Below are 19,592 nucleotides of genomic sequence, written 5' to 3'. Positions count from 1 at the left end.
CACTCTCCTCTGGAATTTCTATTTTCTTACAACTATCTGACGGAATTGAATAAGAAAAGTTTCGCAAGAGCCAAGCGGCATATTCCGGCTGTCTCAACAAAAAAACCGGACTATGCTCTACAAAGAGCGGTCCGGTTTTCTTCAACTACACGCTTAACGGCCCCAATCAATAAATGGGCCGATTCTTTCCCTTTCAACTGTGGATGCGGAGATTTCTTCCGGCAGATGTCCGAATGCCATGCCGGGCACACTTCGCGGATTGTATTCGATGACGTCGGAGGAATAGATAGCCACGAACATTTTACCTGGGACAGCATGTGCTCGGATTAAGATCGGTTGGTTGTAACGGTTCTGGAAAGCAAAATCCGGTCCGTCCCAACTGACCGTCGCATCGCGGCCCGGTCTTACGTACGGTACGTTTCGGCTATGCGAGTAACGCTGCACGATATGCAGCCCGGCACGGTCCGTCGCATTGAACAGCGTAGAGGATACCTGGCATATCCCGCCACCGATTCCTTCGGATAATTCGCCTCTGACAATGATCGGAGCTTCCAGATAGCCCTTTTCCCTTGTGCGCCTGCCAACGACTTTATTGAAGGAGAATGTCTCCCCTGGGAAAATGACCGTATTATTAATCGCTTTGGCAGCCAGTAAAATGTTATGCGATCGATTCTTGTTGCGGCTGTTGTAATAGGTGGCATACTGGCCGATCGGTTTTTCCTTAATTTCCGCCAGCAGCTCTCGGTCCACCCGCGGATAAACATCGACAAGCGGTGCATCGAATGCGAAAGTTCCTTCACCGTAAAAGAACGCGTAAAACTTCTCGGTAAACCTTCGCTGATCGAGTCGATGACCGTTCTGTTCGGGAGTGATTCCCCCTCGATCATTAATAACCGCATTGTGAGGAGCTTCGTAGCTTTGCCGATCCAAAGTCTTAATTAACTGATCCAGCTTGTCCAAATTCACCATAGTAAAGCCGGGTGACGCATAATCATCACGATAGATTACGACCGGAGTCTTCCCCTGAATCGACACGGATAAATGCTCGGGACTTCCGCCCTGCTGGAGCATCCCAAATAAGCTGCTGATCATCCATAACCACTTCATAAGGCATTCTCCACATAATCGATTTTCCATGCCTGCAGGGCGGAGTCTCTGCGCAATTGAAAGACGAGCGACTTCTCGACTTTCCGAAAACCGTCGCGGTAAATCACTGCTCTAACCGGCAAATCGATGGCGAGCAAATGATCGTAAACTGCGGACTCCGAGTGATCGGACGCTCTCTTGATGGCAATAATGCCGGTCGCCTCCTGCTTCAATCGCTCCAGCTGCTCATGATTCCGATGCGGGAATAGCACCGTCATAATTTCAGGATCCCGCTGATTGATCGCGATAAAAAACAGCTCCACAACGTCGTTTGGCGACGTTTGCTGCACGTATTGTTGGAGCTTGCCTGCCGCCTTATGCACCATCGTCTGATGATCCGGATCGACGCTCCCGGTCTTGTGCGTGCTGCTCCCCAGAAAATGAATGCAAAAATGTCCGTTAAAGTCATTGTCCGGAATACCGTCTCCCCCATGAGGCATACCGTGCATGGAAGCCGCAATCGCTTGGTCATCTTTCAAAACAAGAATGGCCCTTCTTCTCCAGCTCCATTTTCCCTGATAGATCTGCCTCATGACGTCAGTGTCATGCTTCGTTAACGGCTGTACATCAGCATGCGTGCTTCCTGCTCTTCGCTGCACCTCAAATCGCATCCCGGTCTCCAAATCGACAACGGTGAACATCGATTTCATTGTGATGACTTGCTTAGCTTCAGGCCACGATAACAATTTGCCATAATGCTTTGATTTCAGCTCCGATATAAGGGCTTTAAGCTGCTGTTTCATCTCGCCTCGAAGCTGAATCGCTCTATTGTTCGCCATATCATACAACTGATAGGACAGGTCAATGCTATAGGTTTTATCATCGATCATTAAATATGTATCGGAAATAGGGACATAGGTTGTTTGATGGGTGACGCCTTCTGCAACAGCACCCACCCACTTGTCGGAATCGATTACCATACTGGTTACCAGCGCTGAATTCGGCGAGGTTTTGACGGTCAGCGAGACCGAAGGTTGTTGTCTTGCTGACGCCAAAGCATGAACCGGATCGCAAAATAGCCCAATTAAGGCGACTCCAATCAGGAGCAATCGATGAAATTTTTTCCCTTTCTGCATGTCTTCTCCCTCCTAATTAACACTATTTCTTTAAGGGAGGAAAAAGATGCATGGAAAAATTCGCCTGTTTTACTTTTGGCTGGATTTTGAATAACAGAAGTCCGGTGATCAGTGCAGTGACGCCGATTGCTTTTTGCCAGCTGAACGGAACCTGCTTCAATCCAAACCATCCTTCTGAATCCCACCATAATGCGCATACCATTTGAGATGTCATCACGATGGCAGTCGCCGCACTAGGCCCAATTAATCGAACGCCTTTTACCACGCAGGTAACTACGCTGATACCGATTATTCCGCTGAACCAGAACCAGACCGGCATCCCTTGCCAGTGCAGAAACGCAGTACCTTCCATTAAAAGGCCCATGACAAACGATGCGAAAAATCCCATTCCAAGCACCAGCGCAGTAGTCGTATTCGAGTGAACAGATACGCTCACTTTGTTATTGAACAAAGTCTGCACGCTGACAAGCATGCCCGCCATTAAAGCTAATAAAATGCCTATAAGCAACGCTATTCCCTTCTTTCGCTATTCTCGTAGATGTTTCGTCCAGCGGCAGCCTCGAGACCTAATCGGTCAATAATCACGAGTTTGCCGCGATTACGTTCGAGAAGCCTCAAGCGACAGAAATGCAGAATAACCCGATTCAAATGCCGGTAACTGGTGCCGATCAGATTCGCCATATCTTTCAAACTCGCTATGCTGACCCGGGTATCGACCGGCGTCGTCACAGAGAGCAAGTAGCTGGCAAGACGGATTTCGACCGGGTACAACAGATTAAAGCTTAAGGCTTCCGACTTCTTGTAAAATTTCTCCGAAATCATCTTTAGCATAAACTGTAGGAACGGCACTTCCTCGCGATAAAGCGGAAGCCAGCGTTTGTGAAAGGCTATCGCCTCCACGGTTGTTACAGCCGTTACCGTATTGAGAAGGTTTAATCCGCTTAGACATTCAATCTCTCCAAGAACATCGAGCGGGGAAGTAAAACCAAGCAGCAGTGTATTCCCTTCCGTCGATGTCGTATAGACCTTTACTTTTCCGTGCACGAGAAAGAAGATATTTTCCGGTACCTCGCCTTGCTTGCAAAGTTCTTCTTCCGGTTCGAACCGATACAGCACTAAATGCTGTCTCAGTGCATTCGGGAAAACCTCATCTAACGCAAATTGTGCGAGGTAAGGTTCGAACCGATTGGAATCTCCGATTTCCTTCATACCAGCCTCCCCCTCCTATTCGTAGTGCAGCCGATTAGAAAGATAAACATAAGATGCCCGTTATCATGAGCATAATGCCAATCCATTGCGGTGTACGGAGCCGCAGCTCTCGATTTCCGAACCAGCCGGCTTTCTCCATCCCGAGCGTCGCTAGGATCTGAGATATCAACATCGCCGACACGGTGACAGCCGCGCCATTGTGATGAAATGCCGTAATATTACTGAAAATAATAAAGGCTGCAAGCGCTCCGCCGAATCGATAATACACCTTCACTTTCGCCAGTTTTCTCCATGTTCGATCTCCTGTAATCCATACAATGAGCATGGCCGCAGCGAACCCTGTTCCTTGCGTTAGCGCTGCCGCCTGCCAGGTTCCGATCTGATCCCCGATCACGGCATTAGCCGTACTTTGCAAAGTTATAAATACGCCGCCTAATATAGCCAATAGGATGCCTTTCATGCCTTGATTTCCTCCTCAACCATCGTGCTCTCTTTATTTAACGACGAGAGGTCGATTCTGAAAAGGACATATGTCCTAAATCATCAGATTGCATGCTCCAATTAGAAAAGACCCGCCGCCACGGGTCTTCTTGTATGTATCAGTCCTCAGTTTTCAAATACAGAAGACTAGACAGCCAAAAGGCATCCTTCAGTCATGTTAATGACTCGGATGCCCTTCTCAACGTGCTGTAATTATTTATTAATACCCTGTGTTTACTCCTCCAACAACTGGGTATGCAGGACCGCCACCGTATCCACCTAAGCCACTTCCCATGCATCCACAGAAAACAATAACTAGCAGGATGAAGAGCACCAGAATAACTCCCGCGCTAGTAAAAGCACCACCAACATGACCGGACAATGTATTGCACCTCCTGGGGTTTAACGTACAACATATGATATGTCCCGGGAGCTGTAATGGATTGGGTGTTTGGAGGGGATCAAATGGTTCGGGTATAATTGTCACTCTTCCAAGTGATAAACCAGTTGCACAACCCCTGATGAGAACGTTCTAGTATGTGCCAATTTCAGATTCAACCTTTGTTTAATATCATTAAACATCGGCGTTCCTTCTCCCAAAACAACGGGGTGAACCGATAATCTGAATTCATCAACAAGACCTAGTTGGATAAAAGTTGTAATTAGACTAGCTCCGCCGTAAAGCCAGATGTCTTTACCGGGCTTATTCTTTAATTGATTGACCTCTTCAAGAATACGGCTGCTAACGTACGTTGCTTTAGAATCTGTCCCTGTTTGTGTTCGGGAGAAGACGTATTTCTCTTTGCTGTGAATAAGCTCCCACATCTCTTTGTCTGATGCACTTTCTTCCATTGCGGGGAGATATTGTCCCCATAAATCGTAGCTTTTTCTCCCATAAAAGATCGTATCGATTTGATATAAGAAATCAGTAAACCCCATCTCCGGGTCCATGATGCACCAATCAACTTCCCCATTCTTCCCTTCAATAAATCCATCTAACGTGACTGCCAAATCTAAGATGATTCTGCGTTTCATCTTTAGTCACTCCTTATCCAACCGGATCGCTTAATAGTGTTGGTTACAAGCTCATCGTCGAAAACAATTCCAAAACCGGGCGTAGCAGGAATGTGAAATTCTCCATTCTCAACGCGATATCCGGATACGTCCATTCCTTCAATTGCAATATCGTCGTATTCCACAAATTCGAAGTTTCGTACCGCAGCCGATAAATGTCCGGATACGTAAATGCCATAGGCGTTGCCATAACAATGTGGCGCTGACCGCAAACCATGCGCATCTAATTTCTCGCCTAATTCAAGCCAATGCGTGAAGCCCGGCCAGATGATATCGTACTGCAGCACATCGACGCGGCCACGAATGGCCCAATCCACAAGATGCGGGGAGGCCAGCCCTTCCCCATCTGCGATAAGCACGTTCTGCCCACGTTCCAGAAGCCAGCCCTTCAGATCCTCGTACAAGGCATCATCTTCATGGAATGCTTCTTCCAGCCAATACAGGTTCACATCCGTTAGCGCCGCTATAACTTCCTTGGTCAAGTTCAGGTTATACGCATTATTCGCATCGATCATGATTTTCCCTGCAGGGCCGGCTACTTCAGAGATTCCTTGTACAATCGCGATATCTCGTTTCGTTCCTTCCCAGAGCGGCATGTGACGTCCGCCTCGGCCGACTTTAATTTTGAAATGACGGTGCCCATTTGCAAAACCTTGTTGTGCTTGTTCGTTCATTAATGCAACGGCTGATTTCTCATCGGGCAAGTGCAAGTCATCGAAATATAGAGAGGTATCATAGCAAGGCACAACCAGTGGAACGCCTCTTTCGAAGAAATGGGCACCTGCCACCAAGTCATACACAGGTTTGCCAAGTCTTCGCCCCAACCAATCGAGAATGGGATATTCCAGCTGCAGCCGATATGCTTCACGAATTCGGCCTCGATCGTCGAATAAGTCAACTAATCGGCGACCTATTATCGTTTCAGCCCATTCCGGCGTGATATGAATGGAGCTTCCATAGGCTGTTTGTCCATCAATCGTAATTCTAACGATATCCACCGAGCAAGATTTGCCATGAATACCGATTCTGCCATTCGCTCCCGCGCTTCGAGCCCGTTCTCCCGTTAGTTTGGCGAATTCGATTCTTTCCACTTTCCAATCCGTTTGAATAGCTGAAATGTTCATAGGATCCTCCAATGCCGAATCGGCGGCTTCTTGTTACGACCATACTCTAAGTATTCATCGCGTCAAGCACGCAATCCTGCAACTTATGACGCAACAAAAAACAACCGATTAACTAAAACCGGCTGTCGTCGTGTCGTATTCAGGTCTCCATTTGGTTACACGAATTAGTTGGTATGCTGAATAAACTGCTGGACCGCTTGCTCAAGCAATTTTGTTCGGTTCAGTAAACCTTGAAATCGCCCATTATTGGAGGTTATGGCAAAACGAATCCCTTTTTGACGGATCAATTCGGTGTTTAGTTGACTCCGCGTTTATCCTATGGCGACCATTGTGCTCGTTACAAGCATCAATAAAGATACCGGAGCCCTGCTATACGCATAACAGGTGGCAATCTCCCAGGGAACTTCCCGCCCATCGCCATACTTCCCCAAGTCATACCTGCAGCAAGGGCAAGTTGAAAAAATATGACCACCCCAACTAAGATTGCAAATACGATTCCAATCGCTTCTATATCCATATGAGCCTCCAATACAATTTTGGAAGTTCGCCCGAAATCAGTGAGCTCGTTAGCGTTACAACCTACAAGACTTCATATTGCTTTATAATTTCTTCGCGAAACTTCAGCCCATGGCCTGGGCGATCCCAAACGTTAACCATGCCGTCCTTGATAAGCGGGACATCTTCGAACAAGTCGTCATACCAATTCATATATTCGATGTATACGCCGTTAGGAATCGCGGCAAACATCTGGATTTGAAGCTCCCATGCCAGATGAGGCGTAACCGGGAGACGATTGGCGCTTGCCAAATTGGCGATGCGTTGGGCTTCCGTAATCCCGCCTGCTCTGAGGTTGATCATCAGAATATCTGCGGCTTTCCGATCGATCAGCTCACGAAATCCATATCGTGAATACTCGGTCTCGCCCGTCGTAATTCGGATGTCCAGCGCTTTGGCAACCTCCGCATGTCCAATGATATCATCAGCAGGGACAGGTTCTTCGAACCAGTACACGCCGAGCTTTTCCAACTCTCTGCCAAACCGAATGGCCGTTGCCACATCGAGCCCCTGGTTCACATCGACCATAATGTCGATATCCGCACCCAATGTTTTTCTAACCGCTTCCACTCGCCTTAAGTCGATTCTTAAATCCGGGAAGCCGGCTTTCATCTTGAATGCTTTAAAACCGCGAGAAGCGTAACCTTCAGCTTCCGAGACGAGTTCTTCTTCCGATAGCGACATGAATCCCGCGCTAGCATAGGCTTTCACTTGATCTGTATAAGGCCCGAGCATCCTATGGATCGATGTATGCTGTAATTTACCGGCCAAATCCCAGAGGGCGATATCCACCGCGGAAATCCCATACAGGACTACACCTTTGCGTCCAATCATATTAAGTGCCCACCAGAGCTTCTCCCATATCTTATTTCGATACAACGGATTCTCACCGATTAGCAAATCGGCAATATCCCGATCCATACATGTTTTAATCGTTTCGCTGCCTTGACCCAAGATGGGCAAATACCCCATACCGGAAATCCCTTCATCGGTTTCAATTTCAACAATGATCGCGGTTCGTTTCGTAATGAAGAAGGTTGATACTCGAATGGGGGTCTTGAAGGGTACGGATACAAGCTTCGTTTTTACGGCTGTGATTTTCATAGTCTCTGATCCTCCCATTTTAAATACTATAATTTTTTCACGAGCTGGGCTAAAAAGAAGCTGGGATCCATGCTGCCCATTAACAGAAAAAAGACAGCTGATCTCTACGAATCCGCTGTCTGAGCTTGTTGTCCTTGATGAAACTATCATGCCGTTTGTTTAGTTGCTTTGGAATTGATTAAAAGCAATACCTTGCCAGTTGCTGTCGCCGCTATCAAAGAGTCGGCGATTGTTTCTGGCAACGACGCCGAACAGCTGCAGTGCAGCACGATCATCCAACCCGGATACATCTTGATCGAGATGTTCAGCGAATAACTCGTCCAGCAGCATGCGAGCCGCCTTGCGGTCCCAGAACGCCGCGTTCATTTCGCAGTTGCCAAACAGCGAATAACGATGCAGATTGCAAGATCCAACCGTCCCCCATTCACCGTCGACGATCATAAGTTTGGAGTGAACCCAAACCGGGTTTCGCATACCGGCCTCACCTAATCCGGCGATGCCCGCTAATGTGAAATGATTGAACGCGGCTAGTTTGTCCAGATGTTCCGGAGCTTCGTCTTCCTCCGGTGCAACGACTACAATCTCCACGCCGCGCAGCAGTGCTTGATGCAAGCATTCGATAATTTCAGGAACGGCGACATACTGGTTCTCCATATAGATCGAGCTGCGAGCCGCTCCAATTGCGGCACAATATTGGTCGAAATTCGAAAGCTCGCCGGCTTCAATCGGGTAGGCAGCGCCTTGAGGCGTTGCATAACCGTTCATATATCGCCCACCATGGATCGTCCGTTGGATTTGAACGATCGTGTCTCCTCTACGGCGTGGAACGATTGCCGGAAACGGAAGGTCGTATTCGCTCCCCTCGCCCCATCGCCCATCCGGCAGCTCCCGCTCGCTGGCTTCGTTCCAGCGCTGCACAAAATTATGATGGATGTCGACCGAAGATGGTCCCGCGAGCTCCATATAGACATCATGGTTTTGACCTTCAACGCCGCGATGGCCGGGTGCGACTACAGAGTTGGGATTTAGATTGATCCCTCCGAGAAACGCGGTCTCCGTGTCGGTGCCGGCATCGATAAGCCAACTCTTCTGATGCTGACAATACCCCGGCTCAGCTTGATCCCAGCGGATAAGAATGGACGAATCGGCCTTACTTAACCTCTCGACATGTTCGGAAGCTCCCCAGAACGCATTGGTTTTCAAATGTTCCGTTCGGGAGTCGGGGCGCCAGAAGATGATGCGAACGTCGATCCCTCTCTCAGCCGCTCGATTAAGGACATCCAGAGGCGTGCCTCTCCCATCCGGCATTTGGCATGACGCCCACATGAACGTAACCGTTGCCCAAACGCTATGTTTGGCTTGCTCAATGGCTTCGCAAACACGGCGGAACGCAGGTTCTCCGTCGAGAAGCGGTCGAAGCAGATTTCCAGGGCGGACAGGGTAAGATGCACTTGAAGCATAAGGAATGGCTAAAGTGCCGATGTTCGTATCTTCAAACATGTCAAGCGCCTCCTCCTCTACGAAACCCGTATTGCACACTTAACACTAATTCGTCTGTTTAGATCCGTACCTCAATAGCTTGTTTACTCGTTCTGCACTTATCATCATGATAACAAGAAATGCCAGCACAATAAACGGTAGTAATACGATGCTCGTCTGAGTAGCAAAAACGCCAAATAACGGCGGGAGAAGCGTGGTTCCCGTGTACGCGACCGCCATCTGATAGCCGATCAGCTTCGCGGAATGTTCTCGTCCAAATCTTGCAGGTGTTTCATGAAGCAATCCGGGGTAAATCGGAGCAAGACCAAGTCCAATAAGAATGAGTCCGACTAAATAAAGTTGAGCAATAGGAAGTAACAGCATAATTCCGCCGGCAACGGCCATGATCTGACCGCTCCGAATCAACACCTTATTGCTGATCTTCAATGTAATAAACCCGGTAAGCAGCCTTCCCATAGTTATTCCGCCATAGTATAAAGAGATCCAACCGGCAGCAGTCTCGGCTGTCATATCTCTTGCCCCTACCAGATAGCTGGCTCCCCATAATCCGACGGTAGATTCAACCCCGCAATAGAACAAGAAAGCGACAAGTGTCTGTTTAACGCCTTTGGTCTGCAACACCTTAACCTTGGGAGTCGCTGCTTCAACTATATCGTCAGTTCTGTCCTGTTCTTCCTGAATCGTATGAGTTCGTTGCTCGCCATCTCTAATCGAGGCCACTCGTTTCCATAAGGGGAGCGTAGCGAACAATACGACCGCGAGCGAGAATTGAATGATCGATACCGCCGTATATCCATCTCTCCAGGAGTCGTGTTCAGCAATATAATAGGACATAATAATAGGTCCTATAGTTGCTCCTACACCCCAGAAACAATGAAGCCAATTCATATGATGAGCCTTATAATTTTCAGCTACATAATGATTGAGAGCCGCATCAATGGCACCGCCACCAAGACCGAGCGGAACAGCCAACAGAACAAGCCAGATCAACGAAGGCGCCATGGCAAAACCAAGCAGCGCCCCTGCCGTGAGGCAGCAGCTGATCAACGTGATTTTCCCCGTCCCAACACGCTCAACCAAGCTCCCGCTTAGGAGACTCGATACGATGGTGCCTCCGGCTACAACCATAGATAAGATCCCTGCGAAGCCGAAGGATGCCCCCACATCAGGTCCGATTACCGGCCATGCCGATCCAAGCAGCGGATCCGGAATTCCGAGGCTAATAAAGGCCAAATAAATGATCAATATAAAAATGGACGCCATAAGATACCTCTTTCTAGCAACAATCCGTGATCATCACATGAAGTGCTAATTGCTGCAAACCGGCTAAATAATCCTGATTTCGATCGCTTATTACAAGCGTTGGCAAATGTTTGTGTGGAATATAGGTTGAGCTTCTGACAGCGACCTTAGATAGAAACAGTTCATCTACCTCATCATTGCAAAAAACGACTGCCCGAGGATTCAGAATGGCTGCGAACGCTGCGATTAAACGGGCAATGGCATCAATTTGCTTGTCTTCAGCTAAGACAATCCCGCCATGGCTTTCCTCGAGCTTCAGCGCCTTCCCAAAGGACTGAAGATCATACTGAGGTACAAACGAGATTTCACCTGAGAAGAACGTGCTGCCTCTTACCACGTCACCATTGATCATAATCCCAGATCCCGGCCCGTACTGACCGAAATACAAATAAACCAGCGATTCGTTCTCGATCTCGAAGTTCGACGCATACCCAAGCACCGATGCATTCATATCGTTCTCCACGATGACCGGGATTTGGAAACGGGATTCGAATTCCTCTTTCAGATCATAGTCAAGGAGCTGCTGATAAGGCGGGATAAAGATGATTTTCCCCAAGTTATCAACGGCTCCGGGAACCCCGATTGCGATGGAACGAAGCTTGGGATATTTCTCAATCAGCGACTCAATCATGTCCCCTAATTGCATGGCATTTTGTTGCAATACACTTGGCTTGATCCCCTGCTCCTTGATCTCCCCGATACAGTTGAAGATCGAATAATTAGTCTCATTCTTCTCGATAAAGATCGCAAGTCCCAGCATGTATTCCGGATCATAGGCGTATCGCTTCGCCGGCCTGCCCCCGCCGGAGTCATCATTGCCTGTAAAGAGAATTTCCCCGTCCTCCTCCATTTGGGCCAGAAACTTGCTGATCGTCGGGAAGCTGATTCCTAAACGCTGACTTAGCTCTGCTTTCGTCGCGCTGCCCATCATAATGAGTCCCGCTCGAATGCGATAAATCAACGGTTCATTCATTTCGTTTGGCGTCTTGAATATATTCGACATGTTCGATCAAGCCTCTCATCTACATAGTTGAACCTACTTATTAAATCATTTTAATATGTATAGGTCATCTTAGCAGATGTTTGATGTCATGGCAATATGGTAATGCAAAAAAGGATCAAGCTCCCGTCACCGTTAAGTGACAGCACTTGATCCCAAGATCTCGTCCAACTCTTCATCATCTTACAATGCAGTCGGCCTCACCATAATTTCACTGATTAAAGTGTCATCAGGTTCATTAATGGCAAACGCGATCGCTCTGGCGATACCGGTCGGAGAAATCCCTTTATCGCTGATTTGATTGGCAATCATCTGTACTTCAGGGCTGGTAATGGTGTCAAAAAGCTCGGTCTTTGTCAGACCCGGTGCAATCACGGTCGTTCGAATTCCCGAAGCCGCAGACTCTTCCAGACGGAGTCCTTCCGAAATTGCCCTGACTGCAAATTTTGTAGCCGCATATACAGCGGATGTTGGGGATACCTGATAACCGGAAGTAGAAGATAAGTTAATGATATGACCGGACTGCTGCTCACGCATGGTTGGTAATACCGCAGCGATTCCGTACAACACGCCTTTGATGTTCACATCGATCATTTGATCCCACTCAGCAACTCTTAACTCATTAAGCCTGGAACTCGGCATGACCCCTGCATTGTTCACCAATACATCAATTCTTCCATATTCACGTAAGGTGAACTCCGCCAATCGCTGCATATCTTCTGAAGAAACAACGTCTGCGCGTACAGAGACAGCTTCGCCGCCACTTTGTTTAATGTCATTAACTATAGAAAGAAGACGATCCTCTCTTCTTGCAGCCAATACAACCTTTGCACCATTTTGCGCTAACAACCTCGCTGTAGCTTCGCCTATTCCGCTGGAAGCGCCTGTAATGATAACCACTTTATCTTGTATATTTTCCATTGGTATTTGCTCCTTTAGAATATTGTTATTGAACGCATGTTGAATATTTAACGTCCGTTGATTCCTATTATAGACAGTAGCACGGTTTACTCAATGGTTGATTGCTGCGCTTTTGTCTCATATTCAACAATGCCCATAGTATTGTTGATTAACATGGCCGATCAGGTCAACAGGCAGCAGCCTTGTCATTCCATGGGAATAGCAATCCGGACCGAGGCTCATAATAAGGGGAGCATTGGGCAGAAAGGTGTGATCCTATATTCCAGAGAGTGTACATGCGTTTCTGAAATCCTCCATCCAATCGAATGACTTTGTGCAATCTGTGCATAGAGTCCACGATAAACAGATTCATTTTTCCTATTTACAGGCTATCGTAGACCAAGAACTCATTCAGCATGAAATATTGCATCGCATTCAAATCGCAGAAGATGTAATCGTTGATATTCATTCGCTTCAAGATCGGATTCCGCTTGAGAATATCAAGATATCTGCCAATGCAGATGAGATCAAACAACACCTGATTAAAGGCTTTATTTTTGTTCAGCTGGAACCTGATCTGAATCAAGGGCTCTTAATTCATACGCTCGATCAAAAACGCGGGTATCGAGGGAATAACGAGGCGGATAACGAGTACAGCGTCATTGGACCGAAAGTCGGCTTTGTTGAAGACATCGACACCAACCTTAATTTACTTCGTAAAGAGCTTCTTACAGAGCATTTGCGATTTGAGGAGAAAATCTTAGGTTCCATCTCCAAATCAAGGGTAGTGATAGTTTATGTCGAAGGAATCTGCAATCCTCAGCATCTGGATACAGTAAGACAAAGAATAAGAGATCTGGATCTTGACGTGTTATTTGATAGTTCCATTCTGGACCAAATTATATCGGATAATCCCAATTCGCCGTTCCCCTTATTTATGTCCTCGGAGCGTGTGGACAGGGCCAAATTCAATATTCTAAATGGTCAGGTGGCCATCTTAACCAGTGGGTCTCCGTATGTCATATCGGGACCGGTTACCGTGTTTGATTTTTTCGGTTCACCAGAAGATTATTATCTGCCATGGCTATTGGCTTCTTTTTTCCGTTGCTTGCGGTATTTGGGCGTTGCTTTCTCGATCCTTGCTTCTCCGCTTTATGTTGCTTTGTTAACCTTCCATTATTCCGTTATCCCGCAATCTCTACTGGGCCCGATTATCGAGTCTAGAACGAACGTCCCTTTTGCACCGATCATCGAAGTCCTGCTATTAGAATTTACGGTCGATATGTTACGAGAAGCCGGAGTCAGATTGCCAACCAAAGTCGGTCAAACGCTGGGCATTGTTGGCGGGATTGTACTTGGTACAGCAGCTGTACAAGCCGCGCTGACCAGCAACATCTTGATCATTATCGTCTCTCTCTCTGCCCTTCCTTCCTTTGCAACGCCGATTTTCAAAATGGCGAACACGATCCGATTTCTACGGTTTCCATTGATGTTCTTGGCAGCGGCTTGGGGCGGGTTAGGTATAGCTATCGGCTTAGTCTTTCTTCTGGGTCATTTGCTGCGGTTAAAATCATTGGGTATCCCCTACTTAGCTCCTGCGTTCCCATTTCGATATCGAGATTATGCAGACAGTTTTATTCGATCGTCGCTGAGCTTAACGAAGTATCGGCCCAGCTATTTGCGACCGCTCCAGAGCCAGCGCTATAAGGTGAATAATCCCAAGCCTAAACACGATGATTACAATAATGAATAAATTTCGAAGTAAGGGAACTGGCGTCTATGAGAAAATATGTCCTTCTCCTTGCCTTGTGCTTCGTCCTTACGGGATGCGCCAAAGAGCAGATTATCGATCGGATTAAGCTCATCGAGAGTATCGGTTACGACTTGCAGGGAGAGGCATATCGAATCAGCGGAACTTACTGTGCCTACGAGAAGAAAGTGAAGTTGTTTCTGCTTGAAGGAGAGGTTCATTCCTTTAATGAGGTGCTGACGTCGTTCACGTCACAATCGGATCACCCAATTGCAATCGGGCAATTGCGTACCATTGTAATGAGCGAACAAATTGCAAGGAGAGGCATTTCAGAGCTGGCCAATACCCTTGTGCGAGATCCGCTGATCAGTAATCGCACGACACTTGTGTTAACGACTAATCAAGCGAACGAGATTCTAGAAGAGTCTATCAAATATCCGCCGGTCTATTTATCCAATCTGCTCAAACAGAATATGGACACCGGGAATATGCCCTTCACCAATGGCCATATATTTCTGGACCAATATTTCGGAGAAGGACAGGATGTTTTTCTTCCGGTTGTAGTTAAAGGCCCAAAGGGCATCTTGCAAATGACAGGTGTCGGCGTATTTCAAGGTGATACATTAAAGCTCACGCTGCCAAATGATAAAGGGTTATTCATTAAACTGCTCAAAACCGATAAAATCGGCATCCAGTCCAGTACATACGATTTCAAAAATGACCAAAACAAACAAATTACATTCAAAATCATCAGCTCCAAGCACAAACTTATCGTCAATCAAGACAAAGCTGCGATTTCACTTAAGCTCAATATTGACCTCGGCGATTATCCGGCATCCTTGAAGGTTTTTGAGAACAACATCGATATGCTTACCCTAAGGAAAGAAATCGAAACGCACTTATCTGCGGAAATTAAAGCTATGCTGGAAAATTTTCAAAAGAATGCCGTTGATCCTATCGGGATTGGTAATCTTGGACGATCGCGCGAGCGGAATTGGAATGAGCGCCATTTTATGACCCAAATCTACCCTAACCTAACATTTGATGTGCAGACAGAAGTTACTATATTATCTTTGGGAGTTGGCCATTAGTGCAGAAATCGGTGAAGAAAAACAACATGCTATCCGGCTTTATGATCTTCTTCATCTTCCATGCTTCTTTGATAGGGGTCGGTATCCTAGGGTTTCAACATATCATTTATAAATCAACAGGCAATGATGCTTGGATTTCAGTGCTGATTATGGGTTTAAGCCTTCATATCGTCGTTTGGATGATCTTTAAGATGTTAGGCAATCCGGCTAAAGATGTTATCGACCTGCACCGTATCCTCTTTGGCAGAATCATTGGGGATACCGTGTCCTTAGTGATGGTCGGGTACTACTTTCTAATCGCTTTAATTGTCTTTCGCGGCTATATCGAAATCATCCAAATCTGGATGTTCCCCGATCTTAAAACATGGGTACTCGCCCTAATCCTAATCTGTGCAATCTACTATGCCGTTTCCGGCGGTTTTCGAGTCATAGCCGGCTATTGTTTCTTCGCTTTCTTCTTCTCTACATCGCTGCCGTTATTGTTATACTTCAATATCAAGTACGGACATTTGTATAATGTAATGCCATTTTTTAATCATTCTATGATAGAGCTGGTTACGTCCGCTAAGTACTCCGGCATCATGTTTATGGGCTTTGAAACGATACTGCTCTATTTCCCGTTTATTAAGACGGTGGAGAAAAGCCAGAAATGGGCTCATCTTGGTTTGTTCTTCTGTACCGTCAAATATGTCATTCTAATGTTTGTAACCCTCATGTATTTCAGTCAAGGGCTGCTTAAACATACCTACTGGCCAACCTTGGTTATGATCAAAGTAATTGAGTTTTCACTTATTGCGCGGGTTGAATTTGTGTTTATTTGTATCTGGCTCATGTTGATTATCCCTGTGCTTTGCCTCTGTGTTTGGAGTTGTACCCGCATTATCAAGAGAGTGACGAATCTAAAACCAAGCTGGTCCCTATACGTGATCCTGATCGCGATCTTCTCGGCCTCTCTTCTATTCAACGATCGCATTAAAATTGAATGGTTTGGCAACTATGCGGTTGAGATCGGGTTTTATTTCATCTATGCCTATATTCCGCTGCTATTTATCCTGTATTTCATTCGCAGCCTCTTCTCGCAGAGAAAGCCAGTGACCTCCGTACAACCCGAGCAATAAGAAAACCAGCCCAGGAAGAAGATCTTGGACTGGTTTTTTTGTGGGAATGGCTCAGTTAAAGGTGTGGCGCAAACTCCAGGTACTAGAGGAATTTAGTACTATTCGTTCCGAAGCCAATTGCTTACGATGGAGTCGAAAGGAGTGAACGTGCTTGAAAATCATTGTGGTTATCGTAAGTATTGTGTTCTTTCTCCTCCTTGCAGCGTTATTTGTTGTGTGGCTAAGTATTCGCACTTTTCCGTTTGCGCCATGAAGGGTATGTGGCCAAAATAAAACCAGCGGCAGAAGTAAGCCACTGGTTTTATTATTCGTAACATTAAGCTGTGCTTGCGAGAAGCTCTTCAAGACGATCTATCGTCTGTTTAGCACCGGGTACGTCATATTTCACCGTACATTACTCTAACGAACCCTGCAGGCCTTATTTGCTCGAAATTGGCTGATCTATTATTCTAACGAACCATGTGGGCCTTATTTAGGGAAAATGAGGCGGAAATTGGCACTTCGATACTTATTAAGACCTGTACGGTTTGTTAGAAATTCTAAACCTGATATTGGGGCGAAATAAGGCCTGTAAGGTTCGTTAGAATCCGGCGCCCCCAAGGGATTCTGGATCCAATACAGTTCTCTCCAGCGTTTATGGATGCTTTGGCGACGTTTTTGAGCATTCTTTGACTTGCGCGTCTTGGGAAAGACTGCTAATGTAAAATGGTTAAAAAAACGTCAAAGGGAGACAAATTGATGATTCAACGTACCGTCCTTCTCAAATTTGATCATACGACAACGCAAGAACAGTTACAGGAAGTTGCCAATCGCTTTAAGGCATTGAAGACTAAGCTGAGCGGAGTCGTCGACATCCAGGCTGGCCTCAATATCGCCGAGAAAAGCAAAGAGTATCAGGTGGTTCTTCAGATTCGTTTCGAGAATCAACAAGCGCTCGATGCTTACTCGATCAATGAAGATCACCAGGCAGTTGTGACATTTATACGCGAGTCAGGCAGACTTGATAGTATTGGCGTGGATATCGAAATTTAAAAGGGAGGCCCGAGTGGCCTCCCTCTTTATTGCTAGTATGAATCAAGAATCAACTGCGACGCCGCGGCTTCTATTGACACGTCTATTAGCCATGAAATACTGAAGCGCCCCCAGCAGGACGAACAGGGCCATGACACCTGCGGAGTAGCCGTACATCACGGAGTAATTGGATACCGATGAGATTGCGCCCATCAGAATCGAACCGAACGCGACGCCGAAATCCGTTGAATTATAAAACATGCTGTTCGCCATGCCGTATTGCTCCGGCTTCGAGGAACGCAGCATCCAAGCTTGTATGGTGGGCTGTATAGCACCGAATCCTACGCCATAGAGCAGCGCGGATGCGATCAGCATCGGCATTGAATGGGTATTCGACAATACCGCCATGCTTGCCGTTACGAACAATCCGGCAGGAATAAGCACTGACGTATGGCCGAATCGGTCGAAGATACGACCCGAGAAAGGACGAACGAGAATGATCGTGATGGTATTGAACATGAAGAACAATCCGACTTGTTCGATATGTACATAATCACCGAACAAGGCGAGAAAACTAAGCAGACCGCTGTACGTGATGGCGAGAAAAACATTCAGCATCGCGGGAAACAGCAGTTTCCGATTAAATGTAGGTTTGCCCTCCGCTTTGTGATCAACTGCATTCCGAGTCGGAGCTGTATTCTGAGCTGCGGTTTGTTGATCCTTCTTGGAACGCGACAGCCATAGCACCGGGAAAATAACTAAAGAGGTAATCAATCCGATCATAGTCAGTTGCGTAAAACCGGATTGTTTCATCACATTTAGTCCGATCGAAGGACCGATCGACATCGCGAGACTCGTCGACAAACCGAAATAACCGATACCCTCGCCCATTCGGCGAAGTGGGATAATACGGGATACAAGAGTCGGCAGGATTGTGCTGGCCATCCCGAAACCGATACCGTAGACGATGCGCAGCGTCAGTAATGTACCGAAAGATCCGGCAACCGAATAGAGTGCCGTCGTCGCTGCAGCGATGATGAGTCCTGCGAGCAGCAGCTTCATCCGAGAGATATGCTGCATGAGCGCAGCAGTGGCAAAACGTGAAACGATAGCCGCCAGCGCGAAGACGGATGTCACAAGGCTGGTCTGGATGTTACCGGCATGAAATTCACCTTTTACGTAAGCGGGAAAGGACGAAAGCAGCATCTGTAAACTTAGGAATAATAGAAAAAAACATAAGGTCAACGCGATGAATGGTCTGGTCCATAATGGCGTTTTTTGTAGTTGTTGTTGCTCTTGCTGCACTTAGCTTCATCTCCAATCAAATTCATAGACGTAGACGAATTCTTTCGATTCTACCAATCGGTCCGTCCGATCTTACCTTCAATATGCAATTGAATGCGTTGGAGCAGTTCGATCATGATGTCATGCTCCTCTTCCGAAATACATGCTTTCACTTCTGCCGTAATACTATCTTCAATTGGCGTCGTTACGCGAATAACCTCTTGTCCGAGCTCTGTACTGTAGACGAGAAACGACCGACGGTCCTGCTCGCCTGCCTTCTTATAGATAAACCCCTTTTTCTCCAAGTGATCCAAAATCCGCGTCGTCGAAGGTTTGTCCTTGCCTATCCGTTCAGCTATTTCGCGTTGGATGAGACCTTGAGCACAATCAATTTGGTTTAATGCTGACCATTGCTCCGGTGTAATGCCATATGCGCTCAGTCTTTGCTGAAACAAAGCCGCGAGCTTCCGATACGTAACACCCAGCATGAATCCGATAGGCAGCTTGCGAGACTCGGTAGACATGAAGAATTCCCTCTCTCCATTATAGTTGTTTAGACAACTATATGTTAGACAACATATTCTGTCAATGTCTTTGCCAACCCTAAATTCACTCGCTACCGCAAAAAACCGCGAAAGTCTCATAGGACTTTCGCGGCGCCACTCCTACTATTAATATACTTCAACCTCGGAAATCGCCATTTGCCCGCCTGTCTGTCCTGGTCCATTCGGGGTTTAGCTGGTGCTCCATGCGAACGAAAAATGGGTCTGACACTTTGAAACTCAACCTATTACAAATGTCTCTTGAATTCACCAATACAGGATGATTTGACTAATTTTTGCCAGGAGACAATATTAAGTTTTCTTAA

The 19,592-nt window shown here is 46.8% G+C and carries 18 protein-coding genes; 4 read left to right on the top strand and 14 right to left on the bottom strand.

Features of this window, described 5'->3' with window-relative positions:
• Positions 1 to 153 precede the first annotated feature (153 nt).
• The 12 genes from AC50Y3_RS04620 to AC50Y3_RS04565 all read right to left on the bottom strand — a co-directional run bounded on the left by AC50Y3_RS04620 (position 154) and on the right by AC50Y3_RS04565 (position 12,491).
• Complete coding sequence (locus AC50Y3_RS04620) at positions 154 to 1,107, bottom strand: VanW family protein (RefSeq protein ID WP_494817559.1); 954 nt, start codon at positions 1,105 to 1,107, stop codon at positions 154 to 156.
• Positions 1,104 to 2,222 (bottom strand): hypothetical protein, encoded by a 1,119-nt coding sequence (locus AC50Y3_RS04615; RefSeq protein WP_494817558.1) that lies wholly within the window; start codon positions 2,220 to 2,222, stop codon positions 1,104 to 1,106. The genes AC50Y3_RS04620 and AC50Y3_RS04615 overlap by 4 nt, the downstream gene beginning before the upstream one ends.
• A 22-nt stretch (positions 2,223 to 2,244) precedes the next feature.
• Complete coding sequence (locus AC50Y3_RS04610) at positions 2,245 to 2,730, bottom strand: DMT family transporter (protein WP_494817557.1); 486 nt, start codon at positions 2,728 to 2,730, stop codon at positions 2,245 to 2,247.
• 2 nt (positions 2,731 to 2,732) lie between these two features.
• Positions 2,733 to 3,431 carry a Crp/Fnr family transcriptional regulator gene (locus AC50Y3_RS04605; RefSeq protein WP_494817556.1) on the bottom strand — a complete coding sequence of 233 codons (699 nt, stop codon included), beginning with the start codon at positions 3,429 to 3,431 and terminating at the stop codon, positions 2,733 to 2,735.
• Between the two features lie 34 nt (positions 3,432 to 3,465).
• Positions 3,466 to 3,891 (bottom strand): DMT family transporter, encoded by a 426-nt coding sequence (locus AC50Y3_RS04600; protein ID WP_494817555.1) that lies wholly within the window; start codon positions 3,889 to 3,891, stop codon positions 3,466 to 3,468.
• A 503-nt stretch (positions 3,892 to 4,394) separates the two neighbouring features.
• On the bottom strand, positions 4,395 to 4,946 hold the full coding sequence (locus AC50Y3_RS04595; RefSeq protein WP_494817554.1) for a dihydrofolate reductase family protein: 552 nt from the start codon (positions 4,944 to 4,946) through the stop codon (positions 4,395 to 4,397).
• A gap of 2 nt (positions 4,947 to 4,948) precedes the next feature.
• Positions 4,949 to 6,109 carry an enolase C-terminal domain-like protein gene (locus tag AC50Y3_RS04590; protein ID WP_494817553.1) on the bottom strand — a complete coding sequence of 387 codons (1,161 nt, stop codon included), beginning with the start codon at positions 6,107 to 6,109 and terminating at the stop codon, positions 4,949 to 4,951.
• A gap of 579 nt (positions 6,110 to 6,688) precedes the next feature.
• On the bottom strand, positions 6,689 to 7,768 hold the full coding sequence (locus AC50Y3_RS04585; RefSeq protein ID WP_494817552.1) for a mandelate racemase/muconate lactonizing enzyme family protein: 1,080 nt from the start codon (positions 7,766 to 7,768) through the stop codon (positions 6,689 to 6,691).
• 159 nt (positions 7,769 to 7,927) lie between these two features.
• Complete coding sequence (locus AC50Y3_RS04580; RefSeq protein WP_494817551.1) at positions 7,928 to 9,268, bottom strand: phospholipase D-like domain-containing protein; 1,341 nt, start codon at positions 9,266 to 9,268, stop codon at positions 7,928 to 7,930.
• Between the two features lie 45 nt (positions 9,269 to 9,313).
• Complete coding sequence (locus AC50Y3_RS04575; RefSeq protein WP_494817550.1) at positions 9,314 to 10,531, bottom strand: MFS transporter; 1,218 nt, start codon at positions 10,529 to 10,531, stop codon at positions 9,314 to 9,316.
• Between the two features lie 13 nt (positions 10,532 to 10,544).
• A complete protein-coding gene (locus tag AC50Y3_RS04570; protein ID WP_494817549.1) occupies positions 10,545 to 11,573 on the bottom strand; it encodes an ROK family transcriptional regulator in 1,029 nt (342 codons plus the stop codon).
• A 180-nt stretch (positions 11,574 to 11,753) separates the two neighbouring features.
• Positions 11,754 to 12,491: an SDR family oxidoreductase gene (locus AC50Y3_RS04565; protein WP_494817548.1), complete on the bottom strand. Its 738-nt coding sequence runs from the start codon at positions 12,489 to 12,491 to the stop codon at positions 11,754 to 11,756.
• 259 nt (positions 12,492 to 12,750) lie between these two features.
• On the opposite strand from AC50Y3_RS04565, the gene AC50Y3_RS04560 reads away from it, so the two are divergent.
• The 4 genes from AC50Y3_RS04560 (at position 12,751) to AC50Y3_RS04545 (ending at position 17,461) form a co-directional block, all read left to right on the top strand.
• Positions 12,751 to 14,223, top strand: coding sequence for a spore germination protein (locus tag AC50Y3_RS04560; RefSeq protein WP_494817794.1), 1,473 nt, complete (start codon positions 12,751 to 12,753; stop codon positions 14,221 to 14,223).
• Positions 14,224 to 14,249: 26 nt separating this feature from the next.
• The gene (locus AC50Y3_RS04555) at positions 14,250 to 15,311 is read left to right on the top strand and encodes a Ger(x)C family spore germination protein (RefSeq protein WP_494817547.1); all 1,062 of its coding nucleotides are present in this window, start codon (positions 14,250 to 14,252) and stop codon (positions 15,309 to 15,311) included.
• Positions 15,311 to 16,429: a GerAB/ArcD/ProY family transporter gene (locus AC50Y3_RS04550; protein ID WP_494817546.1), complete on the top strand. Its 1,119-nt coding sequence runs from the start codon at positions 15,311 to 15,313 to the stop codon at positions 16,427 to 16,429. The genes AC50Y3_RS04555 and AC50Y3_RS04550 overlap by 1 nt, the downstream gene beginning before the upstream one ends.
• 738 nt (positions 16,430 to 17,167) lie before the next feature.
• Complete coding sequence (locus AC50Y3_RS04545; protein WP_494817545.1) at positions 17,168 to 17,461, top strand: Dabb family protein; 294 nt, start codon at positions 17,168 to 17,170, stop codon at positions 17,459 to 17,461.
• A 42-nt stretch (positions 17,462 to 17,503) separates the two neighbouring features.
• Here the strand turns inward: AC50Y3_RS04545 and AC50Y3_RS04540 are convergent, their stop codons facing one another.
• The gene (locus AC50Y3_RS04540) at positions 17,504 to 18,745 is read right to left on the bottom strand and encodes an MFS transporter (protein WP_494817544.1); all 1,242 of its coding nucleotides are present in this window, start codon (positions 18,743 to 18,745) and stop codon (positions 17,504 to 17,506) included.
• Between the two features lie 50 nt (positions 18,746 to 18,795).
• A complete protein-coding gene (locus AC50Y3_RS04535) occupies positions 18,796 to 19,248 on the bottom strand; it encodes a MarR family winged helix-turn-helix transcriptional regulator (RefSeq protein ID WP_494817543.1) in 453 nt (150 codons plus the stop codon).
• Between the last annotated feature and the right edge of the window lie 344 nt (positions 19,249 to 19,592).

It is taken from the genome of Paenibacillus sp. J22R98, from assembly GCF_059383835.1.
This window is presented reverse-complemented; position numbering and strand designations above follow the sequence as displayed.

Coding starts and splice junctions, on each gene's coding strand:
- AC50Y3_RS04615 (WP_494817558.1), bottom strand. CDS start 2,222: ATGCAGAAAGGGAAAAAATTTCATCGATTGCTCCTGATTGGAGTCGCC.
- AC50Y3_RS04575 (WP_494817550.1), bottom strand. CDS start 10,531: ATGGCGTCCATTTTTATATTGATCATTTATTTGGCCTTTATTAGCCTC.
- AC50Y3_RS04545 (WP_494817545.1), top strand. CDS start 17,168: ATGATTCAACGTACCGTCCTTCTCAAATTTGATCATACGACAACGCAA.
- AC50Y3_RS04555 (WP_494817547.1), top strand. CDS start 14,250: ATGAGAAAATATGTCCTTCTCCTTGCCTTGTGCTTCGTCCTTACGGGA.
- AC50Y3_RS04620 (WP_494817559.1), bottom strand. CDS start 1,107: ATGAAGTGGTTATGGATGATCAGCAGCTTATTTGGGATGCTCCAGCAG.
- AC50Y3_RS04595 (WP_494817554.1), bottom strand. CDS start 4,946: ATGAAACGCAGAATCATCTTAGATTTGGCAGTCACGTTAGATGGATTT.
- AC50Y3_RS04580 (WP_494817551.1), bottom strand. CDS start 9,268: ATGTTTGAAGATACGAACATCGGCACTTTAGCCATTCCTTATGCTTCA.
- AC50Y3_RS04605 (WP_494817556.1), bottom strand. CDS start 3,431: ATGAAGGAAATCGGAGATTCCAATCGGTTCGAACCTTACCTCGCACAA.
- AC50Y3_RS04590 (WP_494817553.1), bottom strand. CDS start 6,109: ATGAACATTTCAGCTATTCAAACGGATTGGAAAGTGGAAAGAATCGAA.
- AC50Y3_RS04600 (WP_494817555.1), bottom strand. CDS start 3,891: ATGAAAGGCATCCTATTGGCTATATTAGGCGGCGTATTTATAACTTTG.
- AC50Y3_RS04535 (WP_494817543.1), bottom strand. CDS start 19,248: ATGTCTACCGAGTCTCGCAAGCTGCCTATCGGATTCATGCTGGGTGTT.
- AC50Y3_RS04570 (WP_494817549.1), bottom strand. CDS start 11,573: ATGTCGAATATATTCAAGACGCCAAACGAAATGAATGAACCGTTGATT.
- AC50Y3_RS04565 (WP_494817548.1), bottom strand. CDS start 12,491: ATGGAAAATATACAAGATAAAGTGGTTATCATTACAGGCGCTTCCAGC.
- AC50Y3_RS04585 (WP_494817552.1), bottom strand. CDS start 7,768: ATGAAAATCACAGCCGTAAAAACGAAGCTTGTATCCGTACCCTTCAAG.